Here is a 25633-nt window from a genome sequence, read left to right on the forward strand (position 1 = left end):
ATCGGCGCCCGGAATGCGGCTCCGGCAGGAGTGTCGCCCTCCCGCGCGCGGCCTATCTTGCACGGCCGCAAACAAAATTCATCCGGAATCTTGGCCCCCGGGAAAGGGCGGGAACCGGCGCGCCTGGCAGGCAGGCGGCCGGTCTCGAAAGGTCGGCCTCAGACCGAAACGGGCACTGCGCAGGCCACGCCCGTGCCCTTCAGCCCGCAATAGCCGTCCGGGTTCTTGGCCAGATATTGCTGGTGTTCCGCCTCGGCGAAGTAGAATTCCGGCGCGGGCGCGATCTCGGTGGTGATCTTCCCGCGCCCGGTGGCCGCAAGCGCCGCCTGGTAGGCGTCGCGCGAGGCGAGCGCGGCCTGGTGCTGGGCCTCGCCGAAGGTGAAGATGGCCGAGCGGTAGGTGGTGCCGACATCGTTGCCCTGGCGCATGCCCTGGGTCGGGTCGTGCGCTTCCCAGAAAATCTTCAGCAGGTCCGAATAGGACACGACCTTCGGATCGAACACCACCAGCACGACCTCGGCATGGCCGGTCAGGCCGGTACAGGTTTCCTGGTAGGTCGGATTGGCCGTGAGGCCGCCGGCATAGCCTGAAGCCGTCACCCACACGCCTTCGGTCTGCCAGAACAGGCGTTCCGCACCCCAGAAGCAGCCCATGCCGAACAGCGCCGTCTCCAGCCCGTCGGGATAAGGGCCCTTCAGCGGCCGCCCCGAAACGAAATGCGTTTCGGCGGTGGGAATGGGCTTCTCGCGGCCCGGCAGCGCCTCGCCCGGCTTCGGCAGGTTCAGCTTCTTGTTCAGCATGTCGCTGAGGAAAAACATGTCCGGTCTCCCTTTCGCGTCTACAGCGCCGGGCTCAGGCGGCGGCGTGACGCCCTGCCCTGCGCCTGGGCTTGTAGCCGACGGCATAGAGCAGGAATGCCAGCACCGCGAACACGGCAAAGCCCGGCTGGTTCAGCATCCAATTGACGGCGGTGTCCCACAGGACGGGCTGCACCTTTTCCCGCACATAGGCTTCGGCGGCGCCGAGCGTCTGCGGCGAGACGGCATTCCAGCTCGTCTTGAGCGGCGTCATCACCAGTTGCGAAGCGGCGACCGTGCGCGTGGCGTCGAGCACGGCCATGATGACCGACACTGCCAGCGCCACCATGGCAGCCAGCCGGAACAGGAATCGCAGCATCGGTGACCGTCCGTCCAGCATCTGTTTCCTGATCACAGATAGGACGCGGCGCGCGCCGGCGCAATCGCCGGGACCGAATTGGGCAGCTCGAATCTGCACCCACCGCCGCGCCCTGCCCCGTGCCGGAAGCGGCATGAAGCAGGAACCGTCCACCGCCGCGACTTTTCCCGCCATTTTGGCTTGGCATTCGCCTTCGGATCGACTAGATGAGCCCCGCGTCCCCGCTCCAGGCTGGGCGCTGGGATCGGGTGCCGGTGGATCGACGGCGCCTGCGGCGGCTTCCCGCCGGATGGTCCCGAGGGCAGCGCTTGCCCGACCCTGGCGGCACAACCGGCCGCGACCAGGCGCAGAGACGGAGAGGTGGCCGAGTGGTTGAAGGCGCACGCCTGGAAAGTGTGTATACGGGGAACCGTATCGCGGGTTCGAATCCCGCTCTCTCCGCCACTTCGGAACAAAAGTGGGAACGCCGATTCCCGCCGATTTCCCTCCTTTAGCAGCCACAAGCGTCCTCAAGAGGTTGCTTTTGGTCCCCATGATGCGGATTTCGTCGTCGGCGACCTCGACGCGCTGTGCGAGCGCGCGCAGGTGGTCCCGCCGATAGCCGCCCTTTCCGAGTCTGATCCGCTCTCGGGCGTCACCCGCGAATTCCCTTACCGCTTCCGGCGTGATGGACCGATGGGAGGCGCTTTCCAGCATGGCCTGGATGCGGGTTGCATCGGTCCGTGCCTGATCCCGAATCGCGGTCAGCCCGGCAATACGCTCACCAAGCGCGGATTCGGCCGGATCGAGCGAGCCGGCTTCGATGGCATCGTAAAGCCGCTTGAGACGCATATCTGCCTCGGCCGCGCGCTGGTGCAACTCGGCGATATGCTGGCTGCGCCGTTCGACGCCCTCCTGCCGCCTGTCAACGACCGAGGTAAGCAGGTCTTCCAGTCGTTCGGGATCGAGCAGCCGTTCCTCGATATGGTTGACGACGATGCCGTCCAGCTTGTCCATCGGGATCGCGCGGCCCTTGCAGCCGGTTTCTCCCTGCCGCGCCCTAATCGAGCAGGCATAGTAGCGGTAGCGGCCATTCTTGCCGGTGCGCAGCGTCATGGCCCCGCCGCAATTGCCGCAATAGCAGATGCCCGTCAGCAAGGTCGGGCCGCTGACCACACGCGGCGGGAGCACCTTCGGGTTGCGAGCCTGCAAACGCTTCTGCAACGTCTCGAAGGTCTCGGCGTCGATCAGAGGCGGCACCGGGACGGTGACGACCTCCTCCTTGGGCTTCACTTCGTTGGCCTTGGAGCGCCGGTTGAACTGATGCTCGCCCATATAGGTGCGCCGGGTCAGGATGCGGTGAAGCTGGCCGATGCCCCAACGCCCGCCGTTGCGGGTGAACATGCGGTTTCTGTTGAGGTAGGTGACGATGGCTTTCGCGCCCATCGGGCCGGACATACCGTCACCTTCCAGCGCGAGGCGGAAGATCAGCCGCACGGTGTCGGCGTGCAGCGGGTCAATCTCCAGCTTCTTCTTCATCTTCGATCCACGCTGCTCGGCATCGATCACGCGATATCCGATGGGCGGCAGCGAGCCGTTCCAGAAGCCTTGCCTCGCATTCTCCTTCAAGGCGCGCAGGACGTGCTTGGCGTTTTCCTTCGACTGATACTCGTCGAACAGCGCCATGATCTGGCGCATCATGACGTGCATGGGATCGTCACCCATCTCCTGCGTGATGGAGACGAGTTTGACGCCGTTCTTGGCGAGCTTACGGACGTAGAACTCCAGCTCGAAGTGATCGCGGAAGAAGCGCGAGAAGCTGTGAACCACGACGACATCGAAGGGCGCGGGCTTGGACGTGCCCGCCTCGATCATGCGCTGGAACTCGGGCCGGCGGTCGTTCGTGGCGGAAGCCCCAGCCTCCACGAAGGTCTCGACAAGCTGGAAGCCGCGCGAGGCGCACCAGGTTTCGCCCTGCTTGCGCTGATCGGGGATCGAAACATCATGCTCGGCCTGCCGCGTGGTCGAGACGCGCAGATAGAGCGCGGCGCGGATGGCGACATGGGGGCTGTGCGTATTCATCGCCGGCCTCCCGTCGCCTTGCGGCGCTCGGTCAGCGGCAAGGCCAGTTCTACCCGGTCATGAACCACCTTGGGCGCGAGCTTGAGCCCCTTGCCCTTCTCCATGCGGACAAGGCCGTAGCCGGCCATGGTTTTGAGCGTGCGCGACAGGTTGGATTTGGCCCGGCCGGTGATCTGAGCCAGTTCCTCCAGCGAACCCGGCGCATGCTCGTCGATGATGCGCAGCAGTTCGCGATTGCCCGCCGACAGTACCTTGGCGAATGATTCCGTGGAGGTGAACCACACCTTCGGATCTCCGGTGGCAGGCTTCTCCTCGCCTTTCGCGATCCGCATGGTGCGGGCCTTCATCTCCTCGTAGTCGGCTATTCCGACTTTCAACGTCGTCATGACAGCACGCCTCGCTCCTTCAACACCGCATCCACCAACTGCCAGAAGTCGGCCAGCAGCGTGGCCGCGTCCTGATAGTCGTATGGCTTCACGGCCTGGAGCCTGTGGCGATGATCCATCGGCTCGCTGCGCTTGCCTCGGCCGACCGGATGGGCGTTGTCGAAGCCGACCAGCCGTTCGCCCGAGGGCCCGTGAAGCGTGAGCGAGTAGTCGAGGCCATGCGGCTTTTCGGCTGAGACCGGAACGCGCGTGACGACGAACTTGACCCAATGACCACCTTCGGGATCGACGACGAGTACCTGACCGTCAAGATCGAGAAGCGTATCGAGGCCCGGATCGCGACCCTCGCTCATGGCTTTTTGTTATCAATTTGAGATAACGAAGTCAAGGCATTTTTGGGGTCGTCAATGGGGCCGAACAGCCTGTCGAAGACATCCGCGAAATAGCGCTCGAACACCTCGATCTCGGCCTCGGTGATCGGCACTTTCTCCGGCCAGTCGTCGACCACGCGCCAGGTCGTGGGGTCATCCTTCGGCGGTGACGAGCGACGCCGCGCCCGCTTGGGACGGCGCTCCGGTTCGGCGGGCTGATCGTCATTGGCGGTGTCGAGATAGAAGTAGAGATCGTCCGGCAGCGTCTCCGGTGCGGGACGCCGGGAACGGCTTCTACGTCGAGGAGTGTGTTGATCGGGCATGTGTCTGGTTCACCGTTGCGTTCGGCTGTCGGCGGCGACAGCGGGCTGTGGCGAACCATGGCGAAGGATCGGCGGTCCGTAGCGTGCCGCAATTGTGGGTGTGCGCTGGCGGCACCCCGCAATGCGCTGAAGTATCCGAGACGGATCAGTCCGAGGCCCGTCGCGCCTTCGCGAACCCTCGATCGGTGGCGATGAATCGCTCCAGCATGGGCACGATGAGTCGGACCGGATCGCCTACCGGCTGTCCGGTCTCGCGCGCCAGCACTTCGGCATAGGCTGCGAGGTCGCGGTGGAGAGCGGCCGGAAGCTCCATCGTGATCTTGACGGGCTTGTCATCGACGATTGGGCCGAGCTTGAGTTTGGCCATGGGTTAGCCTCCATAGGGTTCCAGGACCAAATCGCGCGTCACGATCACGCGGACCGGGAATCCCGGCCGGATCGTCAGCGTGGGCGCGACCTGCAACTGGCGGCGAACGATCTGCTGGCCGGCATCGTTGATGGTGTCCTGCGCGCCGTCGCGGATAGCGCGTATCAGGCGATCCTCGTCGCTGACTGCCAGTTCGGACCCGACCGCGAGTAGGGTCGACAGGCCAGCGGCCTTCATCAGATCCCACCAGTGATAGTCGACGCCATCCTCAAGACCGGCATAGCCCTGCGTGTCGGCGCCCGGCTGGCGCTCGAGAACGATCGAGCGGCCATTCGGGAAGATCAGCCGATTCCAGACGAGCAGGACACGGCGTTGCCCGAAGCCGACATCGTTGCTGTATTGGCCGATGATGCGCGTGCCCTGCGGGACGAGCAGGATGCGGCCCGTCGGGCTGTCGTAGACGTGCTCCGTGACCTGCGCGGTGATCTGTCCGGGCAGATCGGAACGGATGCCGGTGATGAGCGCGGCGGAAATCACCGCCCCCGCCTGAAGCACGTAAGGCGACACCGGGGCCATGACGCGATCGGCCGCGACGGTACGCCGGTCGACGGCTGCGTTGAGGAACGCCGCCTGTCGGTCCTGCGCCGTCGGCGTTCCCATCTGACCAGGCAGGCCAAGGCCGGCGAGGTTGGGCATCGACATATCGCCCGCCGCTCCGGCCGTGGCGACCGTGCCGGGAGCCGTCTGAAAGAAGACGCGGCTCAGGCGCGCGGCTTCCTCTTCGGCGAGACGGCGCTGTTCCTCGGGATCAACCGCCGGCGTCGTCATCGCGGGCGGCACGACGGGTTGCCCCCGGTTCTGAGCGTCGAGGATCGGTCGGCGGAGGTCGCCGGGCAGCGCCGGCCCGAGGACCGGGCCGGTATAGTCGCGCGGCAGGCCCGCGAGACCGTCGGCCGTGGCGCGGTTGTTGGTGGAATAAAGCTCGTCCCCGCCAGTGCCGGCATCGCGGGTCTGGAGCGCATAGATCAGCGCGCCGCCGATGCCGAGGGAAGCCACCACGCCGATGCCGGCGAGCACCTTTCGGGACAGGCGGGTGACGCGCGGCGCGTCGGCGCGCAGACGCATCGGCGCGGCCGGGGTGGTTTCTGTGTCGCTCATGACGCGGGCCTCCCGTCGGTTCGGACGATCCTGACGGTCTGCTGGCGGTCGCCGCCGCCAAAACGAAGTTCGGCAGCGCCGAACAGACGGTCGACGATCAGGATGTTCTGGTGGATGCGGCTGTTGACGATCTGCGGCTCGCCGTCCGAGCCGATGACGAAGATGGGCGGCATCTCGCCCTGCACGATGCCGCGCGGGAATTCGACATAGACGCGGCGGCCGTCGTCATAGACCGAGACCGGCCGCCAGGGCGGCGTGTCGCCGGTCAACCCGTAGCGGTAGTTTCGGGCGCTGGCCGTTGGAATGACCGGGGTTGCGGGCACGCTCTGGCGTTGCCCTGCGGGCGGCGCCGGATAGGCCCAGGCGACGGCCGGCATGTAGAGGGCATCCCGCGCGCGCAACTCGATCATGTAGATGCGGCGGTCGGTGGTGATGACGAGGTTGGTCGAGATGTCGGCGCGCGTCGGCTTGACCAGCACATGCACGCGCCGGGTGATACCCGAACCGCTCTCGGTGTCGCCGATGATCCAGCGAGCGGTGTCGCCAGCTGCGATCGGTCCCGCGCCGGTCAGGCTTTCGCCGGGTTCGAGCGCGATGTTGGTGATCTGGCCGACAGCGGCATAGACCTGATAGAGCGCGCCTTCGCTCCAGGGGTAAATCTGGATGGCGTTGTAATAGCCCTCGCGACGTGGCTCGACGCGGGCGGCGGCATTGGCGTTCTCGACGCGGGCTGTCGGCGTGCCGGCGGCGGTTCCGCCCCTGCTTGGCGTCCAGGCCGGCGGGACATGCAGCGGCCGCGGCGTCTGGTCCGTGACCACGGCGGGAACAGCCGGCAACGGCGGCACGTCGGCGTCGTAGCTGATTAGCGGCGGCCTGTTGGTGGCGCAGCCGGCAAGCGTGAACGCGGAAAGCAGCACAAGCGCGGAAGCGGATTTACGGAAAGCCGGTTTTCCGGTTGTGCGGATCGTCGGTCGGATCATTGGCTCATCTCCCGCGACCACGAGATTGCGTTGACGTAGATGCCGAGAGGATTGGCCCTCAGGCGTTCGGCGTCGCGCGGCGGCTGCACGACTATGGTGAGGATGGCGGTCCATCGGTCGGTGGCGGCGAGCTGGCCGTTTTCGTAGCGGCGCTCGGTCCAGGCGATGCGGAAGCTGTCCGGAGACGCGCGAATGACGCTGGAGACCTCGACCGCCACCTGCTGACGGCCGACCCTCGTGAACGGATCGTTCGCCCGCGCATAGTCGTTAAGCGCCGTTGCGCCGCGATCGGTGGTGAACTCGTAGGCCCGGAGCCAGTTCTGCCGGACGATGATGGCGTCGGCCGGGATCGCGCGGACCTGCTCGATGAAGCGTGCGAGATGCCATGCCACTTGCGGATCGGTCGGGCGGTAATCGGCTTGCGCGGGCGCGACGGCCTGCGACTGGCCGAGATTGTCGACCTGCACCACCCAAGGCACGACGGTTCCCCGCGCCGATTGCCAGACGAGCGCGGCGGCGAAGCCGGCCGACAGGATCAGCGAGCCGAAGGCCATATAGCGCCAGTTTTTAGCCTGCACGCGGGCGGAGCCGATGCGCTCATCCCAGACCTGTGCGGCCTTCTGGTATGGGGTCTCGGGTTCGGGGGTCTTGCCGTAATGGGTGGCGGGACGTTTGAAGAAGCTCATGTGCGGTCGCTTTCGGAAAGATTGATGGAGGAGCCGCCGCCATGGCTGTCGCCGGAACGAACGGCGTGCGCTGCGGCGGTGACGCCGTGGGAGAGTTGCTGCGAGCGCTTCATGCTCTGCGCCCAGGCAGGCGGCCCGCCGGCGGAAGATCCGGCCGGGGCAGCGGCCGACCCGGCTTCGCCGCCGACCGTGCCCATGGTGGAAGAGCCGCCGGTCGCGCCGAAGCTGGCCTTTGCGCCTTCGGAGAAGCTGGATTTGACGCTTTGGGCGGCACGGCGAAGCGGCGACACGGCCGCGCTACCGGCTGCGCGCGCCATGCCGCCAACACCGGAGGCGACACCGGCCGCGCCGGACTGACCCAGGGAACCGAGGCTGTAGGCGGTGGAAGCGGCTCCGGCTGCGGCCGCGCCGCCGCGCACGGCTGCGGCTCCCCCGGAGAGCGCGGCGGCTCCGCCCTTCGCGGCGAGGCCAGCGGCGCCAGCACCGGCGACGATCATCCCGCCAGCGGCAAGGCCAGTGCCGACGGCCGCGCCTGCGCCGAGCTGCGGGCCGCCGGAGACGAGACCGTTGGCGATGCCGGGGCCGAAGATGCCGAGGCCAAGCAGCGAGAGGGCTGCGAGAACGACGGCCATCGCATCGTCGATGCTGGGTGTCGTGCCGCCGAAGCCGGCTGTGAACTGCGAAAACAGCGTCGAGCCGATGCCGATGATGACGGCCAGCACCAGAACCTTGATGCCCGACGAGATGACGTTGCCGAGCACCCGTTCGGCCATGAAGGCAGTCTTGCCGAACAGGCCGAAGGGGATCAGCACGAAGCCCGCCAAGGTGGTGAGCTTGAATTCGATGAGCGTGATGAAGAGCTGGATGGCGAGGATGAAAAACGCCAGAAGCACCAGCGCCCACGCGAACAGCAGGCAAGCGATCTGGATGAAGTTCTCGAAGAAGGCGATCCAGCCCATCAGGTCGGAGATGGATTCGAGCAGCGGCCGGGCGGCGTCGAGGCCGGTCTGCGCCACCTTGCCGGGGCGCAGGAGATCCGCTGTGGTGAAGCTGGTGCCCGACGCCATGAGGCCGAGGCCGGCGAAGCTGTCGAAGACGATCTTCGCCAGATTGTTCCAGTTGCCGATGATGTAGGCGAAGACGCCGACGAAGAGGGTCTTCTTGACCAGCCGGGCGATGATGTCGTCATCCGCGCCCCAGGCCCAGAAAAGGGCTGCAAGGGTCACGTCGATGACGATGAGAGTGGTGGCTATAAAGGCCACCTCGCCGCCGAGCAGGCCGAAGCCTGAGTCGATATAGGAGGTGAAGACTCCAAGGAAATTGTCGATGACGCCGCTGCCGCCCATGGATCACCGCCCTTCGCCGGCGGGTGCGGACGGGGCCGGCGTGCGACCAAGAAAGCGGTCGCGGGTCTCGGCCCAGACCGCGAGGCATTCGGGGTCGTTTGCGGCCGCCTCGCCAAGACGCTGGCACCGGCGCTGGGCCTCGCGCAGCGGATCGCGCGACGGTTCGATGAGGCGCACCGGCTCGGATGCCGGCGCGTCTTCCTTTCGGGTCATCTCTATCGCCGTCGCGGTGATCGCGACGGCGACGAAGACGATAGCGCCCAGCCGGGCCAGCATCTTGCCGTCCATCCTCAAGCCCTCAATTGCCGCCGGGGAACATCTGCGCATTGCCGGGCTGGTAGCCCGAGCCTGGCGTCAGGAAGCGGCGGCGCTGTTCGCGGCCCTGTTCGGCGGCGGCCGCGCGTTCGGCCTCGGTGAGCGCATCGGCGCGGCCATTGGCCGAGATCAGAGCGACCAGGTCGGAAAGCTGCTGGGCCTGAAGCGCGAGAAGCTGATTGCCGGCCTGCGTCGCTTGCAACGCTCCGGTCGCGCCCTGGCTCTGGCCGACCAGCGCGGTCATCTCGGCGCGGTTGGTGTCGATATTGCCGACGACGCCGGCCTGCACGCGCATGGCGTCCTGCAAGCCGCCGACCGTGTTCTGCCAGCGGCTGCGCGCATCGGCGACAAGCTGCTGCTGCGTGGCCGAGAGCGAGACGTTGCCGTATTGGCCCTGAAACGCCTGATCGATCTGCTGCACGTCGAAGGCGATGCGCTGCGCCTGGCTGAGAAGCTGCTGCGTACGCTGGACTGACTGCTGAAGCTGCTGAAGGGACGAATATGGCAGGCTCGCAAGGTTGCGGGCCTGATTGATGAGCATCTGGGCTTCGTTCTGGAGCGAGGTGATCTGGTTGTTGATCTGCTCCAGCGTGCGCGCCGCCGTCAGCACGTTCTGGACGTAGTTCGTGGGGTCGTAGACGATCCACTGTGCGGCGGCGGGAGGCGCCAGCACCGGCGACAGGACAAGTGGAAACGAGAGGATGGATGCGGCAAGCAGGGTCGCGCGGGATCGACGGATCTTCATGATGGTGTCTCCAGGTTGGTGAGGTCGGGAATGAGGTCGGCGGCCCATTCGACGCCGCGCAGGCGCAGCCAGGCGGCGAGGAAGCCGTCGCTTCCATGTTCGGCATGGATGCGGGCGATGGCGCTCTGATCGGTCTTGGAAGACGCGGCGGTCAGCGCCAGCCCGACGTCGGACAGGCCCAGCTCGAACAGCCGGTTGCCGCGTCGGCTCTGGCAGTAATAGTCCCGCTTCGGCGTGGCTCTTGCCAGGATTTCGATCTGGCGATCGTTGAGCCCGAAGCGGCGATAGATCGCCGTGATCTGTGGCTCGATCGCGCGCTCGTTGGGCAGGAGGAGCCGCGTCTGGCAGCTTTCGATGATGGCGGGCGCGATTGCGCTGCCGTCGATGTCGGAGAGCGATTGCGTGGCGAAAATCACGCTGGCGTTCTTCTTGCGCAGCGTCTTCAGCCATTCCCGCAATTGCCCTGCGAACCCTTTATCGTCGAGGGCGAGCCAGCCTTCGTCGATGATGAGCAGCGTCGGGCTGCCGTCCAGCCGGTCGCCGATGCGGTGGAACAGATAGGCGAGCACGGCGGGCGCGGCACCGGTGCCGATCAGGCCCTCGGTCTCGAACGCCTGCACCGACGCTTCGCCCAGATGCTCGATCTCAGCGTCGAGCAGCCGGCCATAGGGTCCGCCGACGCAATAGGGCCGAAGCGCCTGCTTGAGGTCGTTCGATTGCAGCAGGACCGAAAGGCCGGTGATGGTGCGCTCAGTGACCGGGGCGCTCGCGAGCGAGGTCAGCGCCGACCAGAGATGCTCCTTGACGTCGGGCGTTACGGGCACGCCCTCGCGCATGAGGATGGCGACGATCCAGTCGGCGGCCCATGCGCGTTCATAGGTGTCGTGGACGCGGGCCAGCGGCTGGAGCGAAACCGAGGTGTCCGCGCCTTCAGTCAGGCCGCCACCGAGATCGTGCCAGTCGCCGCCCATGGCGAGAGCGGCGGCGCGGATCGAGCCGCCGAAATCGAAGGCGAAGACCTGGCTTCCCTCGTAGCGCCGGAATTGCAGCGCCATGAGCGCCAGCAGCACCGATTTGCCGGCGCCTGTGGGGCCGACGATCAGGGTGTGGCCGACATCGCCGACGTGGAGGGAAAACCGGAACGGGGTCGAGCCTTCCGTTCTGCCGTAAAGCAGCGGGGGCGCATCGAAATGCTCGTCCCGTTCCGGCCCCGCCCACACGGCGCTCAGGGGGATCATGTGGGCGAGATTGAGCGTCGAAATCGGCGGTTGCCGGACATTGGCGTAGACATGGCCGGGCAAGGAGCCGAGCCAAGCATCCACGGCATTGATCGTCTCGGACATGGCTGTGAAATCGCGGCCCTGAATGACCTTCTCCACCAGCCTCAGCTTCTCGTCGGCAAGGCGCGGATCGTCATCCCAGACCGTCACCGTGGCGGTGACGTAAGCCTGACCGGCGTAATCCGCGCCAAGCTCCTGAAGCGCGAGGTCCGCATCGGCGGCCTTGTTCGCGGCGTCCGTGTCGACGAGGACGCTGGCCTCGTTGGTCATGACTTCCTTGAGGATCGCGGCGATCGACTTGCGCTTGGCGAACCATTGCCGCCTGATCTTCGTCAGCAGCTTTATGGCGTCGGTCTTGTCGAGCAGGATCGCCCGTGTCGACCAGCGATAGGGAAATGCGAGCCGGTTCAGTTCGTCGAAGATTCCGGGCGTGGTCGCGGTGGGGAATCCGACGATGGTGAGGACGCGCAGATGCGTCGATCCCAATCGCGGCTGCAGCCCGCCGGTCAGCGGCTGGTCGGCCAGCAGCGCGTCGAGATAGATCGGGGTTTCCGGCACGCGGACGCGATGGCGCTTCGTGGAAACCGTCGAATGCAGGTAGGTCAGCGTCGCGGCGTCATCGAGCCAGGCGCATTCCGGCATGAAGCCTTCGACCAGTTGCAGCACGCGGTCGGTGCGATCGGCGAAGGCACGCTGTATCTCGCGGGCATCGACGCCGGATTGCTCGCGACCCTCATAGAGCCAGCTTTCCGCGCGCGCCGCATCCTCGGCGGGCGGCAAATAGAGGAAGGTCAGGAAATAGCTCGACTCGAAATGGCTGCCTGTTTCCTCGAAATCCGCCTTGCGTTCGGCGTCGATCAGGGCGGATGCTGGATCGGCGAATTTGCTTGTTGGATAGGTCGCGGCCGCGTGGCGCTGCGCCTCGACGAAGATGGCCCAGCCGCTTCCGAGGCGGCGGAAGGCGTTGTTGAGACGGCTGGCGACAGCGACCAGCTCGGCCGGCACGGCGCTGTCGAGATCGGGGCCACGGAAACGCGCGGTGCGCTGGAAGGAGCCGTCCTTGTTGAGCACGACGCCCTCGCCGCAGAGCGCAGCCCAGGGCAGGAAGTCGGCAAGGCGGGTGGCGGTGCGGCGGTATTCGGCGAGGTTCATCATGGGTGTGGCCTTCTCAAACGCCAAGGTGGCCGGGGATGCGCAGATGGCGGCGCACCACGTCGACGAAGAGCGGATCACGCTTGGCTGCCCAGACCGCCGCGAAATGGCCGATGGCCCAGAGCGCCAGCCCGACCAGCCAGAGCCGCAGGCCGAGGCCCACCGCCCCCGCGAGCGTTCCGTTCATGATGGCGAGCGCGCGCGGGGCGCCGCCGAGCAGGATGTGCTCGGTCAGCGCGCGGTGGACAGGGACGGAATATCCGGGGACCGGCTCCTCCATCAGACGAGCGCTCCGCCGCCGAAGGAGAAGAACGACAGGAAGAAGCTCGACGCGGCGAACGCGATGCTGAGACCGAAGACGATCTGGATCAGGCGTCGGAAGCCGCCCGACGTATCGCCGAAGGCCAGCGTCAGGCCGGTGACGATGATGATAATGACGGCGATGATTTTGGCGACCGGACCTTCGATCGACTGGAGGATGGATTGCAGCGGCGCCTCCCACGGCATCGACGAGCCGGAGGCATGGGCGGCCGGTGTGAGGATCAGGCTGACATAGGCGACGGCGGCGGCCGTGGCGATGTGGCGGCGAATGCGCAAGGCATGACGGATCATGTGGGGTCTCCTCTGGGGGCTGGGGTTGCGGGGATGACGCGGTAATCGCCGTCGGGACCGAGGCCCTCGACGCGGGCGAGTTCGGAAAGCCGGCGCTGTGATCCGCGGCCGGACAGGACAGCCACGAGGTCGATCGTCTCGGCAATCAGCGCACGCGGGACGGTGACGACGGCTTCCTGAATGAGCTGTTCGAGACGGCGCAGCGCGCCGATGCCGGTGCCGGCGTGGATGGTGCCGATGCCGCCGGGGTGGCCGGTGCCCCACGCCTTGAGCAGGTCCAAAGCCTCCGCGCCGCGCACCTCGCCGATGGGAATGCGGTCGGGTCGCAGGCGCAGGCTGGACCGGACCAGATCGGAGAGCGTGGCGACGCCATCCTTCGTGCGCATGGCGACGAGGTTGGGCGCCGCACACTGTAGTTCGCGCGTGTCCTCGATGATGACGACGCGATCGGTGCCCTTGGCGACTTCGGCCAGCAGCGCATTGGTGAGCGTGGTCTTGCCGGTAGAGGTGCCGCCGGCAACGAGGATGTTGGCGCGCGACACCACGGCCTGGCGCAGCACCTCGGCCTGCGCCTCCGTCATGATGCCGGCGGCGACGTAGTCGGCGAGGCTGAAAATGGCGACGGCCGGCTTGCGGATGGCGAAAGCGGGTGCGGCGACGACCGGCGGGAGCAGCCCCTCGAACCGTTCGCCCGTCTCCGGCAGCTCGGCCGAGACGCGTGGCGAACCGGGATGCACTTCGGCTCCGACGTGATGGGCGACGAGCCGGATGATCCGTTCGCCATCGGCGGACGACAGGCGCTCGCCGGTGTCGGACAGTCCTTCGGAAAGCCGGTCGATCCAGAGCCGCCCGTCCGGGTTGAGCATCACCTCGACGACGCTTGCGTCCTCAAGAAACCGGGCGATAGCAGGGCCAAGCGCGGTGCGCAGCATGCGCGCGCCCCGCGTCGTCGCCTCCGATTTCCGGTGAGTTTCCGCCATGTCGCCCCCTTCTTCCGTGGGACCGCTCGACACGCGGCCCTGGATCGGGGATGATTAAAGGAGCCGGAAATTGGGCCTCGGCAACAAGTATCGAAGGCCGTGCGGCCATAGCGAAGAAAAGGCGGTAAACGGCGGGATTGAATATTCAGGCGGGATCGCCATTCGGCTTGTCACTATCGGAACCAATGCTTCCGCGGCGCAGCGAGTCGACGTCGCGCGATAGTTCTTTCAGGAACCTGTCACCCGTTGCCAACCTTCTTCCAAGCGATTGCAGAAAGCCGTCGAACCGCTCCGCGCCCTTGGCACGCGACGACGCCTGCGCAGTTTCTGACAGCGGCGGCGTGACGGTCAGCCAAAAGCGAATGAACAGCGAGACGGTCTCGCCCAGGATGGCGAGATCTTCGTCGAGCGTGTCGATCTGGCGGCCGAGTTTGTCCATGCGCCGGGCGAACACCGCCTCCAGCCGCTCGGAGGCGTCGGCCGAGAGGAAGGATGCGACAGCGGCTTCGATCACGGCGGATTTGGAGACGTCGCGCCGGAGCGCCAGCGCCTCGACCTGTTTCAACAGCGCCGGATCGAAATAGACGTTCATGCGGGTTTTGGTCTGCATGGCCGTCTCCTACAGTTCGATGCCATCGGACGGGTTCATCGACGCCTGACGCGCAACGATGCGCATTTGCTGCCGCATCGCCCGCGCCTTGGCGGTGTCGACGTCCGGTTCATCATCGAGGATGTCGAACTCGTGCTCAGGCGGTCGCGCAGCCGTGACGATTTCCTCATGCTCGGGCAACTCCGGTTCACGGCGGATGCCGGCATTGGCGGGATCGCCGTCATTGCCGCCGCCGTCCTTGGCCGCCGCCGGTGGCGCCGTGACCGGGATCGCGAGGCTTGACCAGTCGTCCGACGATCGCGCTGCCGCGCGGGCATGGGGTTCGACAGGCTCGGGTGGCGGCAGGATGCGTTCGGTGAGGCGCGCATCCTCGAAATAGCGCGCCTTCTTCGCGCGGATCGGCGGCGTTCCCGCCACCATGACGATCTCGTCGGCGGGTGGGAGCTGCATGATCTCACCGGGAGTCAGCAGCGGCCGCGCCGTTTCCTGCCGTGACACCATCAGATGACCAAGCCAGGGCGCAAGCCGGTGCCCCGCGTAGTTGGTGGAATCGCGCAGCTCCGTCGCGGTGCCGAGCGAATCCGACACTCTTTTCGCGGTCCTCTCGTCGTTGGTGGCGAAGGCGACGCGGACATGGCAGTTGTCGAGGATCGAGTTGTTCGGCCCATAGGCGCGCTCGATCTGGTTGAGCGACTGCGCGATCAGGAAGCTCTTGAGGCCGTAGCCGGCCATGAAGGCGAGCGCCGATTCAAAGAAATCCAGCCGCCCCAAGGCCGGAAACTCGTCGAGCATCAGCAACAGCCTATGACGTTGGCCTGATGCCTTCAGCTCTTCGGTGAGTCTCCGGCCGATCTGGTTGAGGATCAGCCGGATCAGCGGCTTGGTCCTGTTGATGTCGGACGGCGGCACGACGAGGTAGAGGCTCACGGGCTTGCGGCCTCCGACCAGATCGGAGATGCGCCAGTCGCAGCGCGTCGTTACCTTCGCCACGACGGGATCGCGATAGAGTCCCAGGAACGACATGGCCGTGCTCAGGACGCCAGAGCGTTCGTTGTCGCTCTTGTTCAGCAGCTCGCGCGCCGACGACGCGATGACGGGATGAACGCCGGCTTTCCCAAGATGCGGCGTCGACATCATGGCGCGCAACGTCGCTTCGACCGGGCGCTTCGGATCGGACAGAAAACTGGCGACGCCGGCCAATGTCTTGTCGGGTTCTGCATAGAGGACATGCAGGATCGCGCCGACCAGGAGGCTATGGCTCGTCTTTTCCCAATGGTTTCGCTTATCGAGACTTCCTTCCGGGTCGACGAGAATGTCGGCGATGTTCTGCACATCGCGCACCTCCCATTCGCCGCGCCGGACCTCAAGCAGGGGGTTGTAGGCCGACGACTTCGTATCGGTCGGATCGAACAGCAGTACGCGGCCATGCCGTGACCGGAAGCCGGCCGTCAGGGTCCAGTTTTCTCCCTTGATGTCGTGGACGATCGCCGAGCCCGGCCAGGTCAGCAGCGTCGGCACGACGAGGCCCACGCCCTTGCCGGATCGCGTCGGCGCAAAGCAAAGGACATGCTCCGGGCCATCGTGGCGGAGATAGGCACGATCCAGCTTGCCGAGTACGACGCCATCGGGGCCGAGAAGACCGGCGCTGCGGATTTCAGCATCTCCAGCCCAGCGGGCGGAGCCGTAGGTGGCGACGTTCCTCGCCTCGCGGGCGCGGATGATCGACATGAGAATGGCGACGGCAATGGCGATCAAGCCGCCCGACGCCGCAATGATCCCGCCTTCGACGAAGATCGACGGGGCGTAGGCGTCGAAGGAATACCACCACCAGAAGAACGCGGGCGGGTAGTAGACCGGCCATCCGGCCAGCTCGAACCACGGCGTTCCAAGCTGCGCCTGAAAGCCGAGCCGCCACGCCGTCCATTGGCTTGCCGCCCAGGTCATCGTCAAGATGACGGCGAAGACGACGGTGATCTGACCCCAAAGGACGCGCGTTCCCGACATGAAGGCTCCAATCGGCAAAAGAGACGGAGCCGATCAGAGAATAAGCGTTCGGGCGAGAAGCAACAAAAAACAAAGGCCGGCGTGCTGCCGGATACCATGGCGAAGAAAAAGGACGCTCCGCGTCAGTGCAGCACCGTGCTCCGCTCCTCTTCGACGGCCTGTTCGAGAATCCGTCGGTAGCCCTGTTTCGTCATCCATTGCGCGCGGGCGAGATGGCTTTCCCAGCAATTTCGCGTGCGTGTCAATGACCGTGGAATCGGGACCCTGTATTTTCGTGCAAAAGGGACCCCGGTTTTGGGGTTGATGAAGGGGACGACAGGTGTGCCTGCCACAAAGGTGACGTCCAGATTTTCGGCACGGAGTTGCATTAACGTGTCGCGTGTCGCACCTTCGGTGATCTGGATATCGACACGGGGATGCAGTTCGCGGTAACGGTTCAGCAAGTCGATCAGGAAGCCGACCGGATGGAGGGCATGAACACCAACGCGAATGAGCCCGTCCTCGCCGCGCGCCAGCATTCCTGCCGTCTTCACCGCATGATCGAGCCGTTCGACGCCCGCGGCGACTTCTTCCACGAAGCGGCGGCCAGCATTGGTCAGCCGCACGCCGCGCGGCAGGCGCTCGAACAGCATGATTCCAAGCTCCTGCTCCAGCAGCTTGACGCGCGTGCTGACACTCGACTGGCTGACGCCGAGCACATTGGCTGCATGGCGGAAGTTCAGATACTCCGCGACCGCCAAGGTTTGGACGAGCGATGTTAGCGGAATGCGCCCCTTCAACAGTGCCGATGGTTGCTCGATGCCTTTTTCAATCAATCGCCGCCGCATGGTGGAGCCTGGCAGTTCAAGTTCACTCTCCTCGTAATCGTCGTCGGCAGATGTTTCGACGACAGCGGTTGTTTGCTCCCGGTGCGTCGGTACTCTTGTCCGGGCAGGACCGGTTGGAGTTCCCCATTTCGGAACGATGGGTTGGAGATATCCGCTGCGAACGAAGCGGTTCGATGCCGTTGGCACGCCAAGGGGAGGCTCCGCCACATCGACGCCTGGTTTGCAGTTCCACTGCGATTCACGATCCGGGACGCTGATCAAGCCAAGCCATCGCGATTTGCGGATCGATCCCGGCTATTTCGATCAGCTTGTCGGGGTCGAGGATCCGGAGGCGCCGATAGTGGAACTCCGCAATTCGCTCCTTGCGAAGAACACGCAAGACGCGATTCACGTGCACGAAGGTGAGACCCGTGGCATCCCCGATCTGCTCCTGGGTCAATGGGAGACACATCTCCTCTATCCGATGCCCGGGCCATTGCGCCCGATACCGAACGAACAACTCCAGAAGAAGATGGGCAACCCGTTCGCGCGCCGATCGACGGCCGATGCTTGTCATGTGATCAAATGCCAAGTTGCAGTCGCGTGCCAGCGAACGCGCCAGCCGCATGGCGATATCCGGCTCGTCGCGGGTAAACTCGGACAGTTTGCTATGCGGTATCACGCACAACACCGTGTCCGTCAGTGCCTGCGCGCCGAAGGTCGCCTGCGCGCCACGCGTTGGAAAAAGACCGAGGACGGCACCGGGGAGCGCGAATTGCACGATCTGCCGTCGTCCATCTTCCAGTAGCGTGTAAAGCGCCACCCAGCCGTCCAGCAGGTTGAAGATGGCGTCCTCGGGCGAGCCGATGCTGAACAGGTCCCGGCCAGCTTCGATCCTGCGATCTCCGGATCGGTATCCTGATATTAGCCGAAACCGATTGATGTCGGCGGACACATCGGCGCCATCCCGATCGACCTGCCCACGCTGGTTATCAGCAATGCTTTTTGTCAGGCTGTTTGGGAGTTGCTTCAGCTCGCGCAATAGTCCATTTGCCAGGCGCGCGACTCCAGACGATGACGCCAATTCACGAAAACCTGGTCCATTCCGACCGCGCTCGATTGGTGTCCAACCGTTGCGGACGATCGATGCTGTCTCTTTTGGTAAAGTCGCTCGATCCCAGCTCACATTACACCTCCCGGGCTTAAGCCCGTTCGGGCAGCTGCTTTCGCAGCCAATCAAAGATTGATGGAGTGTGGTCCCGTGGCGCCATCGCTACGGGGCAAGGCGGCACCGGACCTGGCTCGACCAGGCACACTTCTCATGCCAGCAGTGGTGTACTCTGCGGATGCAGGTTACGACTGCTAGAGGCTGGTCGGCCGGCTAGACGAGGCTTCGAGGGACTGGGGGATCGCGGCCGAGAATAATCGAGCGCAAGCAGTCGTTGCGAAAATAGAAGGCTGTTAACGACTTCTCGCTGATTCCGAGAATTGGGCTTCGATATGAAGGAAGTGGCGCTTGGCACGGCGCGCACATGGCCTTGCAATAGACCTGGTTTGGGGGGCAATCGTTCTCATGAGGTGTGGTAGCGCTCGCAATTGCGCCAATCGTCCTGTCGACATCCGAAAACACTGCTTCGGCTACATAACCATCATGAGCAGTCGCAGATTCTCCGCCCGGTCCGAGGACGAAGGTCGCACAAACAAAGAGGAATGCGAGAATCCGCAGCATAGGGTAATTCACTTGCTAAGTTTGATCTTCGTTATATTCAACACCATCAGAGTCCTGTGACTTAGAGCAATGTTTGATCCTTCCGTCCAGTGCGAAACATTGCGCTAAGTTACTCCATTATTCAAAACCCCATCTCGCATTGATCCTGATCAAACGCCCGGCTCGCAGCGACGGCGAATGTATGAAACTCGACACGCACCGGGACTGCGCCGCAACTGGTCCAATGAACGAGAATGTGCTTGATCGAGGTTAAAGATAGGGCGCCCCGGTGGCGCTACCATACTAAACTGGATCATTCTCCTGTGCATTGAGCATGACATCCACCACATCGCTCTTTGATCGAACGCTCTGTATCGCACTGCTTGTGGCTCATGCTCACGGCAAGACGATGCTCAGTCCATTCTTTGCAAAATGCGAAGGAATTCTCGTTATCGACCCGCGCGCCACCAAGCACGGGTTTCTTGCCAACACGGAACGGACGAAGCAGTCGATATGCGATCTCATCCTTAAGAGCGGTGTCACGCGACTCGTTTGCGGTTTCATTTCGCAGCCCGAGAGAGACAAACTGTCGGCCGCGGGGATCGACGTACGGCTCGGATCTTGCGTGTGCCCTGTTCACGATCTCGCCGCCAGCTTCGAGATGCTGCCCATGGCCTACCCGGAGACAACGGGAGCATTACGGCGCTCCTGACGGCCGCGGATCACATCCGGCCACGTGCTCTTTGTGAACTCAATGGTATCCATGATCTCTTCGTCGCCGAGGACTTGCTTAAAAGCGGCTCGACGCCGGTTGCGGACCCCGCGTGCCCCGCAGACATTTCGAGGTCTGCATGGACATGACCTGCGTGCGGATAGGTCGTGGTCATGGCGTTCTCCTTTCGCGGACTGCTCCGCGTGACGGCCGATGCACGGGCCTCCGGTATCAAGGTGCTCCTTCCCAGTATTGGAAGGTCAAGCGCGGATTGTCGCTGTGTGCCTGATCAGATCGCAGCAACGGCCTTCGCCAGCAGATCGCGCACCTGGCCCGCGACTGCGTGCAACCCGGAATTGTCGATCGCCTGCATCGAGGCCACCGGATCGATCGCACTCACCTCAACCCCGCCTTCGACCTTACGCAGGATCACGTTGCAGGGCAGCATTGCCCCCACGCGCGGCTCCATCCCGATCGCCTGATACGCCATTTTCGGGTTGCAGGCGCCAAGAATGCGGTAGGGCGGCATCTCGACATCCAGTTTCTTCTTCATCGTTGCCTTGACGTCGATCTCTGTGAGGACGCCAAAGCCATGCGCGGCCAAGGCCGCACGGGTGCGGGTGTCAACCGCATCAAAATCCGCATCCGCGATCACGCGGTTGATCGTGTAATCCATTGACTCACCTTCCGAACTATTTGCGCAGGTATTTGACCAACGCCGCGATCGCGAGGCCGACCAGCACCAGGATAATAATCATCCAGATCCAGCCAAAGCCCATGCCCAGACCCATACCATAGCCGTTCATCATCGATGCCTCCTGATCCGTGATTTGGTACCCCGCCAACCGGCCTCTGGCCCGATTGGTGGAGACAAGCGCTTGTCAGTCGTCGTCCATCATGCCCTTGCCCATGCCCGGCATGCCGTCCTGCTGTCTGGCCATATGGCTTTGCATCATCGCAGCCATCGCGGCCATTTCGCTTTCCGTCACTTGCGCATCGCCGTCGGCGTCGTGCATCTGGAAGGCGCGCACCGTCATCGGCCGGGTATGGGCCGCGTGCATCACCGCGAATTCCTCCAGCGACAGGGTGCCGTTGGCATCGGTGTCATAGGTCTTGAGTTCGACCTGAATGCCCGCCGTCATTTCCTCGGGGCTGAGCGTGCCGTCCTTGTTGGTGTCGAAGGTGGCCATCGCGTAGCTTTGAGCCCCGCCCATCGTCATGCCCATCCCGCCCATCATCATGCCGTCATGGCCACCCATCATCCCGCCATGCTGCATCTGGGTTTGCTGGGCGCTCACCGGCAACGCAACGGCGGCAAGGCCAAGGGCGGCAATGGCTGCAAGGGCGAATTTTGTCGAGCTTTTCATTCCGTCTCTCCTGGATTGGATTGCGATGGGTGCAATCTGGGGGGCAGGTGTCCCACAGGTTTGTCAGGCGGACCGGTGATTTGTATCAAACTGTCGCAAGCGGCGGCGCAGCAAGAGGTTTACGACAATCTTCTGCCCGCAATGCCAACAGGTTCAGCTAGGGTCAGCATCAGGAGACAAAATGATGACCCAGCCACCCCATATCCTGATCGTCGATGATCACCGCGAGATCCGCGACGCGCTGGTGAAGTATCTGGCAAGGAACGGCATGCGCGCGACTTCCGCCGCTGACGCCGTGGCGATGGATGCGGCGATGAAGGTGGGTCAGTTCGATCTGATCGTGCTGGATGTGATGATGCCGGGCGAAGATGGCCTGTCGGTCTGCCGACGCCTTCGCGCACAAGGCAGCATTCCGATCCTGATGCTGACCGCTTTGGGCGATGAAACCGACCGCATCGTGGGGCTGGAGGTCGGCGCCGATGATTATCTGCCCAAACCGTTCAACCCGCGCGAGTTGCTGGCCCGGATCAAGGCGATCTTGCGCCGATCCGATCGGGCGGAAGTGGTGGGCGGCAGCCTTGCCGGGCACAGGTTGGCATTCGACCGTTGGGTACTGGATACCGACCGCCGAACCCTCACCGAAGCCGATGGCGACGAAGTTTCGCTGACGACCGCCGAATTCCGCCTGCTGACGGTGTTCCTCGAACGGCCGCGCTTCGTGCTCAGCCGCGAACAACTGCTGGATCTGACCTCGGGCCGCGCAGCGCAAGTGTTTGACCGCACCATCGACAACCAGATCAGCCGCCTGCGCCGCAAGATCGAGGCCGATCCCGCCAAGCCTGCGCTGATTGCTACGGTCTGGGGTGGCGGGTACAGCCTTGCTGCCGATGTGAGGGAGATACCGTGAACCCGCGCTCCCCTTTCCTGCGCAGGCTGTCTCCTCAATCCCTGGGAGGACAGTTGCTGGTCATGCTGCTTTTGGCGCTGGCCGTCACGCAGGGGCTTGGCCTTTTGCTGCTGACAGATGAGCGGAACCGGGCGGTCCGGGCTGCCTTGGGGCTGGAGGCCGCAGGGCGCGCAGCGAATGTGGTCTTGCTTCTGGACAGTGCCCCACCCGATCTGCGCCCGTCCATCCTGCGGGCGGCAGACTCGCCTCTGGTTAGGTTCGAGGTGGGACCAGAACCTGAAGCGTCCCGCGACAGCGCCGAGGCGGACCTGGTTCTCAGCCAGATCCGGCAGATCCTTGGCGAGCCGGACCGGGAAGTCCGCGCCGATGTTCATGCACTTTCCGTCGCTCCCCTGCCGATGCCGGATACAATGCCCGCCGCTATGCGCCCAATGCACGAGGCGATGATGGCTGGACACACCGACCCCATCGAACTGACGCTGTCGATCCGTCTCGCTGCGGGCGATTGGCTGAACGTGCGCACGATGTTTCATCGCCCCGGCCCGCAGCTTTCGCCGCAAGCCCTGTTGCCGCTGCTGTTGATGGCGGTGGCCGTGGCTCTGGTGGCCTGGTGGACTGCGCGGCGTGTCGTCGGCCCGATGCGCGCCCTCGCCGTCGGCGCCGACCGGCTGGGCCGCGGCCTTGATGCCGATCCGCTGCCGATGACGGGGCCGTCCGAAGTACGCGAGACCACACAGGCCTTCAACCGGATGAAAGGCCGGCTGACCCGCTTCGTGAACGAGCGCACGCATATGCTTGTCGCCCTGAGCCATGACCTGCGTTCGCCCCTGACCGCGATGCGGCTCCGAATCGAGATGCTTGATGAAACCGAGGACAGCATCCGGCTGAAGGCACTGGTCGAGGAAATGCAGGCTATGGTCGAGGCCACGCTGGAATTCGCACGCGGTGTGACGAGGGCGGAGCCCGCCGCCGAAGTCGACCTCGCCGTGCTGCTGGGTGATCTGGTGGGTGATATTGGCGGGGACAGGGCCACCCTTGCCGCATCGCAGCCGCTGCCCGCCACTATCCGCCCGCAGGCTCTGAACCGCGCGCTGCGCAACCTGATCGACAATGCGGTTCGCTATGGCGGCGTGGCGAAGGTAACGCTGACGCAAGAACCGGGAATGGCCGTCATCACCATCGCCGACAAGGGGCCGGGATTGCCCGATGATCAGCTTGAGGCTGTATTTGAGCCATTTGTCCGCTTGGAAGGATCACGCAGCCGCGACACAGGGGGCGTCGGCCTGGGCCTCGCAATTGCCCGGACCATCATTCAGGCACATGGCGGGACGGTCCTGCTCCGAAACGCGGTCGATGGAGGCCTGGAAGCCGTTGTTCGCTTGCCCATCGGAGAGGCCTGATCAAGGTGCGATGAGGTCCCGTCGTTCGCCCCCAATGAAAAAGACCCGCCGCGAACACCGTCGCGGCAGGTCTTTGTTTCATTCACTGATCCAGATCAGGCTTGAACGTCAACCGTACCCATCATGCCAAGCTGTTCGTGTTCGAGGATGTGGCAGTGATACATGCGCGGCCCCGGCAGATCCTGGCGCAGCAGTATCCGGACCGTCTCGCCGGCCACGATGTTCACGGTGTCCTTCCACGCGCGATAAAAAGGCGTAGAGATCTTCCCGTTCTTCTCGTGCTCTACGATTTGAAACTGTGTCCCATGCACATGGAACGGATGATCCATATCCGCCTCGTTGACGACTTCCCAAAGCTCGACCTGCCCGACCTTCGAGACCTCGTCTATGCGGTTCATGTTAAAGGTGGCGCCATTGATCATGAACTTCATTCCCATGCTGTCGGAAGACATGGACATGTTGGAGTGATCCATGCCCTGCATCGATATGCCCCCATGGTCCATTCCGCCCATGGATTCCGTCAGCACAAAGCGGCGCGTGACCACCGGGTTTCCTAGGGATTCGATGGACCGCAGCTTTGCCGGTAGGGGCGGCATCGCACCCGCCGCCTCATCCGATACGTGTGCGGTCAGCAGGATCATGCCGGCCTCATTGGGCTTATCTGGCCCCATCCAGCCGCGTTCATAGTCGAGCGTCGTGAGCTTGGCGGCTCCGGGCCTGTCGAAGAAAACAATCAACTCAACGCGTTCGGCCGGCGTGAGCAGTAGCTCGTCGACGGCGGCAGGCTTTTCGATCAGGCCGCCGTCCGTTCCAATGACGGTCATGCTGGCATTCTCGAACTTGAGCCGGAGGAACCGCGCATTCGTCGCGTTGAAGAGACGCAGGCGGCGCTTTTCACCAAACGCTACTACCATCGCCGGGTTCTTCTGACCATTGACCAGCACATGATCGCCGACGCGGCCGTTCATAAAATCGACCATCGTGCTGTCTGGCATCGTTCCATCGGCGGCAATCCTGAGATCGGTGAGCATGAGGATCGTGTCACCATATTCCGGCGGGATGGGATCGTCTTTCGGCTTGACCAGGAAGATGCCGGCTAGTCCGCGATAGACCTGCTCGGCGGTCAAACTATGGGGATGGGGATGAAACCAATAGGATGCCGCACTGCCTTCCGGCAGGTCGAATGCATAGATGCGCTCGCCACCCGAGGCTACGGGGTCGCTCGGATTGCCATCTTGGTCGGCCGGCACTGGCATGCCATGCCAATGGATCGTCGTGGGCTCGCCCGGAATTCCATTGCTGAAGCTGATTTCGACTTTGTCGCCCTCGCTGGCTTCGATCACGGGATTAGTGCCGTTATAAAGTAGCGCAGGCGTATCGAGCCCCTCGGCGAACCGTACGACACCCGGCTCTGCTGCAAGCTTTGCCTTGAATACACCAGGCACAGCTGACTGGTTGGGGAGACGGGGCAAGTCCTTGAGCGGCCGCCCTTCCGACAAAATGGGGTTCGTGCCCGTCATGGGCATCTTGTGATTACCGTGGCCGCTCATGCCACCCATATCGTGCTTCATCTGGGCTGCTGCAGGCTTGGCCACGACGAGACCCACAAGGCTCGTTATAAATGTCCGCCGATGCATTGATCGTCTTCCTCTCGGTCGTTTGACAGTCGACGGCGAGGCCGCTCAACCCTGTCTTGAGTTTCTTTTCTTGGCCAAGGGCGGCTCTCAGGAGCTGCCATCCGATGATTACTCGCCGTGGTCGGCGAGCCATGCCTCCATCATGGCAATCTCGCCTTCCTGGTCTTGATCACCTCTTCGGCGAGTTTTCCCATTCGCCCCTGTTCAGGTCGCACTTGCCGGATAGCCGGCTTCTTCGAGAACCTGTTGAAGGGCTGCCGTGCTCGCTGTCGTCTCGACCTTGACGCTGCGTGCGGCGGGGTTGGTCTCGATCCTGGCGTTGGGATCGACGGACTGGATCGCCTTGGTGACGGATTTGGCGCAGCCGCCGCAGGTCATGTTCTCGATTGTGAGTTCCATGAGAATTCTCCTTGGTTGGGTCTCATGACGCTCAAGATGAGGCTTCCAACCATGGTAAGGTCAAGGGGTGCTAAGAAGAAAAAATGGGCCTTGACCTTACCATGGTTGGAAGCCTCATCTTGTGTTCGAACTTGAAATTCGAGAA

At 64.1% G+C, this 25633-nt stretch carries 27 protein-coding genes, 1 tRNA gene and 1 pseudogene; 4 read left to right on the forward strand and 25 right to left on the reverse strand.

From position 1 onward, the window contains the following. Window positions 1-158 precede the first annotated feature (158 nt). Both msrA and ACTDI4_RS14630 read right to left on the reverse strand, forming a co-directional pair. Complete coding sequence (gene msrA, locus ACTDI4_RS14625; RefSeq protein ID WP_442841840.1) at window positions 159-818, reverse strand: peptide-methionine (S)-S-oxide reductase MsrA; 660 nt, start codon at window positions 816-818, stop codon at window positions 159-161. A gap of 34 nt (window positions 819-852) precedes the next feature. Then, complete coding sequence (locus ACTDI4_RS14630; RefSeq protein WP_442841841.1) at window positions 853-1176, reverse strand: hypothetical protein; 324 nt, start codon at window positions 1174-1176, stop codon at window positions 853-855. Window positions 1177-1530: 354 nt separating this feature from the next. Here ACTDI4_RS14630 and ACTDI4_RS14635 point away from each other — a divergent pair. After that, window positions 1531-1620, forward strand: a tRNA-Ser gene (locus tag ACTDI4_RS14635). A gap of 576 nt (window positions 1621-2196) precedes the next feature. On the opposite strand, the pseudogene ACTDI4_RS14640 reads toward ACTDI4_RS14635, so the two are convergent. From ACTDI4_RS14640 to ACTDI4_RS14730, 19 genes and pseudogenes are all read right to left on the reverse strand, one after another. Next, window positions 2197-3237: pseudogene (locus ACTDI4_RS14640) on the reverse strand (recombinase family protein); the annotation flags it as partial. Continuing rightward, a complete protein-coding gene (locus ACTDI4_RS14645; protein ID WP_442841842.1) occupies window positions 3234-3623 on the reverse strand; it encodes an HVO_A0114 family putative DNA-binding protein in 390 nt (129 codons plus the stop codon). The gene ACTDI4_RS14645 and the pseudogene ACTDI4_RS14640, both read right to left, overlap by 4 nt. Further along, window positions 3620-3976: a toxin-antitoxin system TumE family protein gene (locus tag ACTDI4_RS14650; protein ID WP_442841843.1), complete on the reverse strand. Its 357-nt coding sequence runs from the start codon at window positions 3974-3976 to the stop codon at window positions 3620-3622. Before ACTDI4_RS14650 ends, ACTDI4_RS14645 begins: the two co-directional genes overlap by 4 nt. Further along, complete coding sequence (locus ACTDI4_RS14655; protein WP_442841844.1) at window positions 3973-4317, reverse strand: hypothetical protein; 345 nt, start codon at window positions 4315-4317, stop codon at window positions 3973-3975. Before ACTDI4_RS14655 ends, ACTDI4_RS14650 begins: the two co-directional genes overlap by 4 nt. A gap of 145 nt (window positions 4318-4462) precedes the next feature. Continuing rightward, on the reverse strand, window positions 4463-4684 hold the full coding sequence (locus ACTDI4_RS14660) for a DUF2274 domain-containing protein (RefSeq protein WP_442841845.1): 222 nt from the start codon (window positions 4682-4684) through the stop codon (window positions 4463-4465). 3 nt (window positions 4685-4687) lie between these two features. Then, a complete protein-coding gene (locus tag ACTDI4_RS14665; RefSeq protein ID WP_442841846.1) occupies window positions 4688-5842 on the reverse strand; it encodes a TrbI/VirB10 family protein in 1155 nt (384 codons plus the stop codon). Continuing rightward, window positions 5839-6822, reverse strand: coding sequence for a P-type conjugative transfer protein TrbG (gene trbG, locus ACTDI4_RS14670; protein ID WP_442841847.1), 984 nt, complete (start codon window positions 6820-6822; stop codon window positions 5839-5841). The genes ACTDI4_RS14665 and trbG overlap by 4 nt, the downstream gene beginning before the upstream one ends. Beyond that, window positions 6819-7508: a conjugal transfer protein TrbF gene (trbF, locus tag ACTDI4_RS14675; protein WP_442841848.1), complete on the reverse strand. Its 690-nt coding sequence runs from the start codon at window positions 7506-7508 to the stop codon at window positions 6819-6821. Before trbF ends, trbG begins: the two co-directional genes overlap by 4 nt. Beyond that, complete coding sequence (gene trbL / locus ACTDI4_RS14680; protein WP_442841849.1) at window positions 7505-8854, reverse strand: P-type conjugative transfer protein TrbL; 1350 nt, start codon at window positions 8852-8854, stop codon at window positions 7505-7507. Before trbL ends, trbF begins: the two co-directional genes overlap by 4 nt. Before the next feature lie 3 nt (window positions 8855-8857). Then, the gene (gene trbK-alt, locus ACTDI4_RS14685; protein ID WP_442841850.1) at window positions 8858-9142 is read right to left on the reverse strand and encodes a putative entry exclusion protein TrbK-alt; all 285 of its coding nucleotides are present in this window, start codon (window positions 9140-9142) and stop codon (window positions 8858-8860) included. A 10-nt stretch (window positions 9143-9152) separates the two neighbouring features. After that, window positions 9153-9914 carry a P-type conjugative transfer protein TrbJ gene (gene trbJ / locus ACTDI4_RS14690; RefSeq protein ID WP_442841851.1) on the reverse strand — a complete coding sequence of 254 codons (762 nt, stop codon included), beginning with the start codon at window positions 9912-9914 and terminating at the stop codon, window positions 9153-9155. After that, window positions 9911-12349, reverse strand: a complete 2439-nt coding sequence (trbE, locus tag ACTDI4_RS14695) for a conjugal transfer protein TrbE (protein WP_442841852.1) — start codon at window positions 12347-12349, stop codon at window positions 9911-9913. Before trbE ends, trbJ begins: the two co-directional genes overlap by 4 nt. 13 nt (window positions 12350-12362) lie before the next feature. Further along, the gene (locus tag ACTDI4_RS14700; RefSeq protein ID WP_442841853.1) at window positions 12363-12626 is read right to left on the reverse strand and encodes a VirB3 family type IV secretion system protein; all 264 of its coding nucleotides are present in this window, start codon (window positions 12624-12626) and stop codon (window positions 12363-12365) included. Further along, entirely contained in the window at window positions 12626-12958 is a 333-nt protein-coding gene (locus ACTDI4_RS14705; RefSeq protein WP_442841854.1) for a TrbC/VirB2 family protein, read from the reverse strand. Before ACTDI4_RS14705 ends, ACTDI4_RS14700 begins: the two co-directional genes overlap by 1 nt. Continuing rightward, the gene (gene trbB, locus ACTDI4_RS14710; protein WP_442841855.1) at window positions 12955-13938 is read right to left on the reverse strand and encodes a P-type conjugative transfer ATPase TrbB; all 984 of its coding nucleotides are present in this window, start codon (window positions 13936-13938) and stop codon (window positions 12955-12957) included. The genes ACTDI4_RS14705 and trbB overlap by 4 nt, the downstream gene beginning before the upstream one ends. 145 nt (window positions 13939-14083) lie before the next feature. Continuing rightward, a complete protein-coding gene (locus ACTDI4_RS14715) occupies window positions 14084-14548 on the reverse strand; it encodes a CopG family transcriptional regulator (protein WP_442841856.1) in 465 nt (154 codons plus the stop codon). Window positions 14549-14557: 9 nt separating this feature from the next. Continuing rightward, a complete protein-coding gene (locus ACTDI4_RS14720) occupies window positions 14558-16552 on the reverse strand; it encodes a conjugal transfer protein TraG (protein WP_442841857.1) in 1995 nt (664 codons plus the stop codon). Between the two features lie 122 nt (window positions 16553-16674). Then, complete coding sequence (locus ACTDI4_RS14725) at window positions 16675-17640, reverse strand: LysR family transcriptional regulator (RefSeq protein WP_442841858.1); 966 nt, start codon at window positions 17638-17640, stop codon at window positions 16675-16677. Beyond that, a complete protein-coding gene (locus ACTDI4_RS14730; protein ID WP_442841859.1) occupies window positions 17618-18400 on the reverse strand; it encodes a Crp/Fnr family transcriptional regulator in 783 nt (260 codons plus the stop codon). Before ACTDI4_RS14730 ends, ACTDI4_RS14725 begins: the two co-directional genes overlap by 23 nt. Window positions 18401-19400: 1000 nt before the next feature. On the opposite strand from ACTDI4_RS14730, the gene ACTDI4_RS14735 reads away from it, so the two are divergent. Then, the gene (locus ACTDI4_RS14735) at window positions 19401-19778 is read left to right on the forward strand and encodes a hypothetical protein (protein WP_442841860.1); all 378 of its coding nucleotides are present in this window, start codon (window positions 19401-19403) and stop codon (window positions 19776-19778) included. A gap of 289 nt (window positions 19779-20067) precedes the next feature. Here ACTDI4_RS14735 and ACTDI4_RS14740 read toward each other — a convergent pair whose 3' ends face one another. After that, the gene (locus tag ACTDI4_RS14740; RefSeq protein WP_442841861.1) at window positions 20068-20454 is read right to left on the reverse strand and encodes a DUF302 domain-containing protein; all 387 of its coding nucleotides are present in this window, start codon (window positions 20452-20454) and stop codon (window positions 20068-20070) included. Window positions 20455-20659: 205 nt separating this feature from the next. Next, window positions 20660-21145, reverse strand: coding sequence for a calcium-binding protein (locus tag ACTDI4_RS14745; RefSeq protein ID WP_442841862.1), 486 nt, complete (start codon window positions 21143-21145; stop codon window positions 20660-20662). 181 nt (window positions 21146-21326) lie between these two features. On the opposite strand from ACTDI4_RS14745, the gene ACTDI4_RS14750 reads away from it, so the two are divergent. Continuing rightward, entirely contained in the window at window positions 21327-22052 is a 726-nt protein-coding gene (locus tag ACTDI4_RS14750; RefSeq protein WP_442841863.1) for a response regulator, read from the forward strand. A gap of 62 nt (window positions 22053-22114) precedes the next feature. Further along, window positions 22115-23452, forward strand: coding sequence for an ATP-binding protein (locus ACTDI4_RS14755; RefSeq protein WP_442843360.1), 1338 nt, complete (start codon window positions 22115-22117; stop codon window positions 23450-23452). A gap of 95 nt (window positions 23453-23547) precedes the next feature. Here the strand turns inward: ACTDI4_RS14755 and ACTDI4_RS14760 are convergent, their stop codons facing one another. After that, the gene (locus ACTDI4_RS14760; protein WP_442841864.1) at window positions 23548-25047 is read right to left on the reverse strand and encodes a multicopper oxidase family protein; all 1500 of its coding nucleotides are present in this window, start codon (window positions 25045-25047) and stop codon (window positions 23548-23550) included. Between the two features lie 246 nt (window positions 25048-25293). Continuing rightward, window positions 25294-25488: a heavy-metal-associated domain-containing protein gene (locus tag ACTDI4_RS14765; RefSeq protein WP_442841865.1), complete on the reverse strand. Its 195-nt coding sequence runs from the start codon at window positions 25486-25488 to the stop codon at window positions 25294-25296. Between the last annotated feature and the right edge of the window lie 145 nt (window positions 25489-25633).

This window comes from Mesorhizobium sp. PUT5, from assembly GCF_052216645.1.
Lineage (GTDB): Bacteria > Pseudomonadota > Alphaproteobacteria > Rhizobiales > Rhizobiaceae > Mesorhizobium.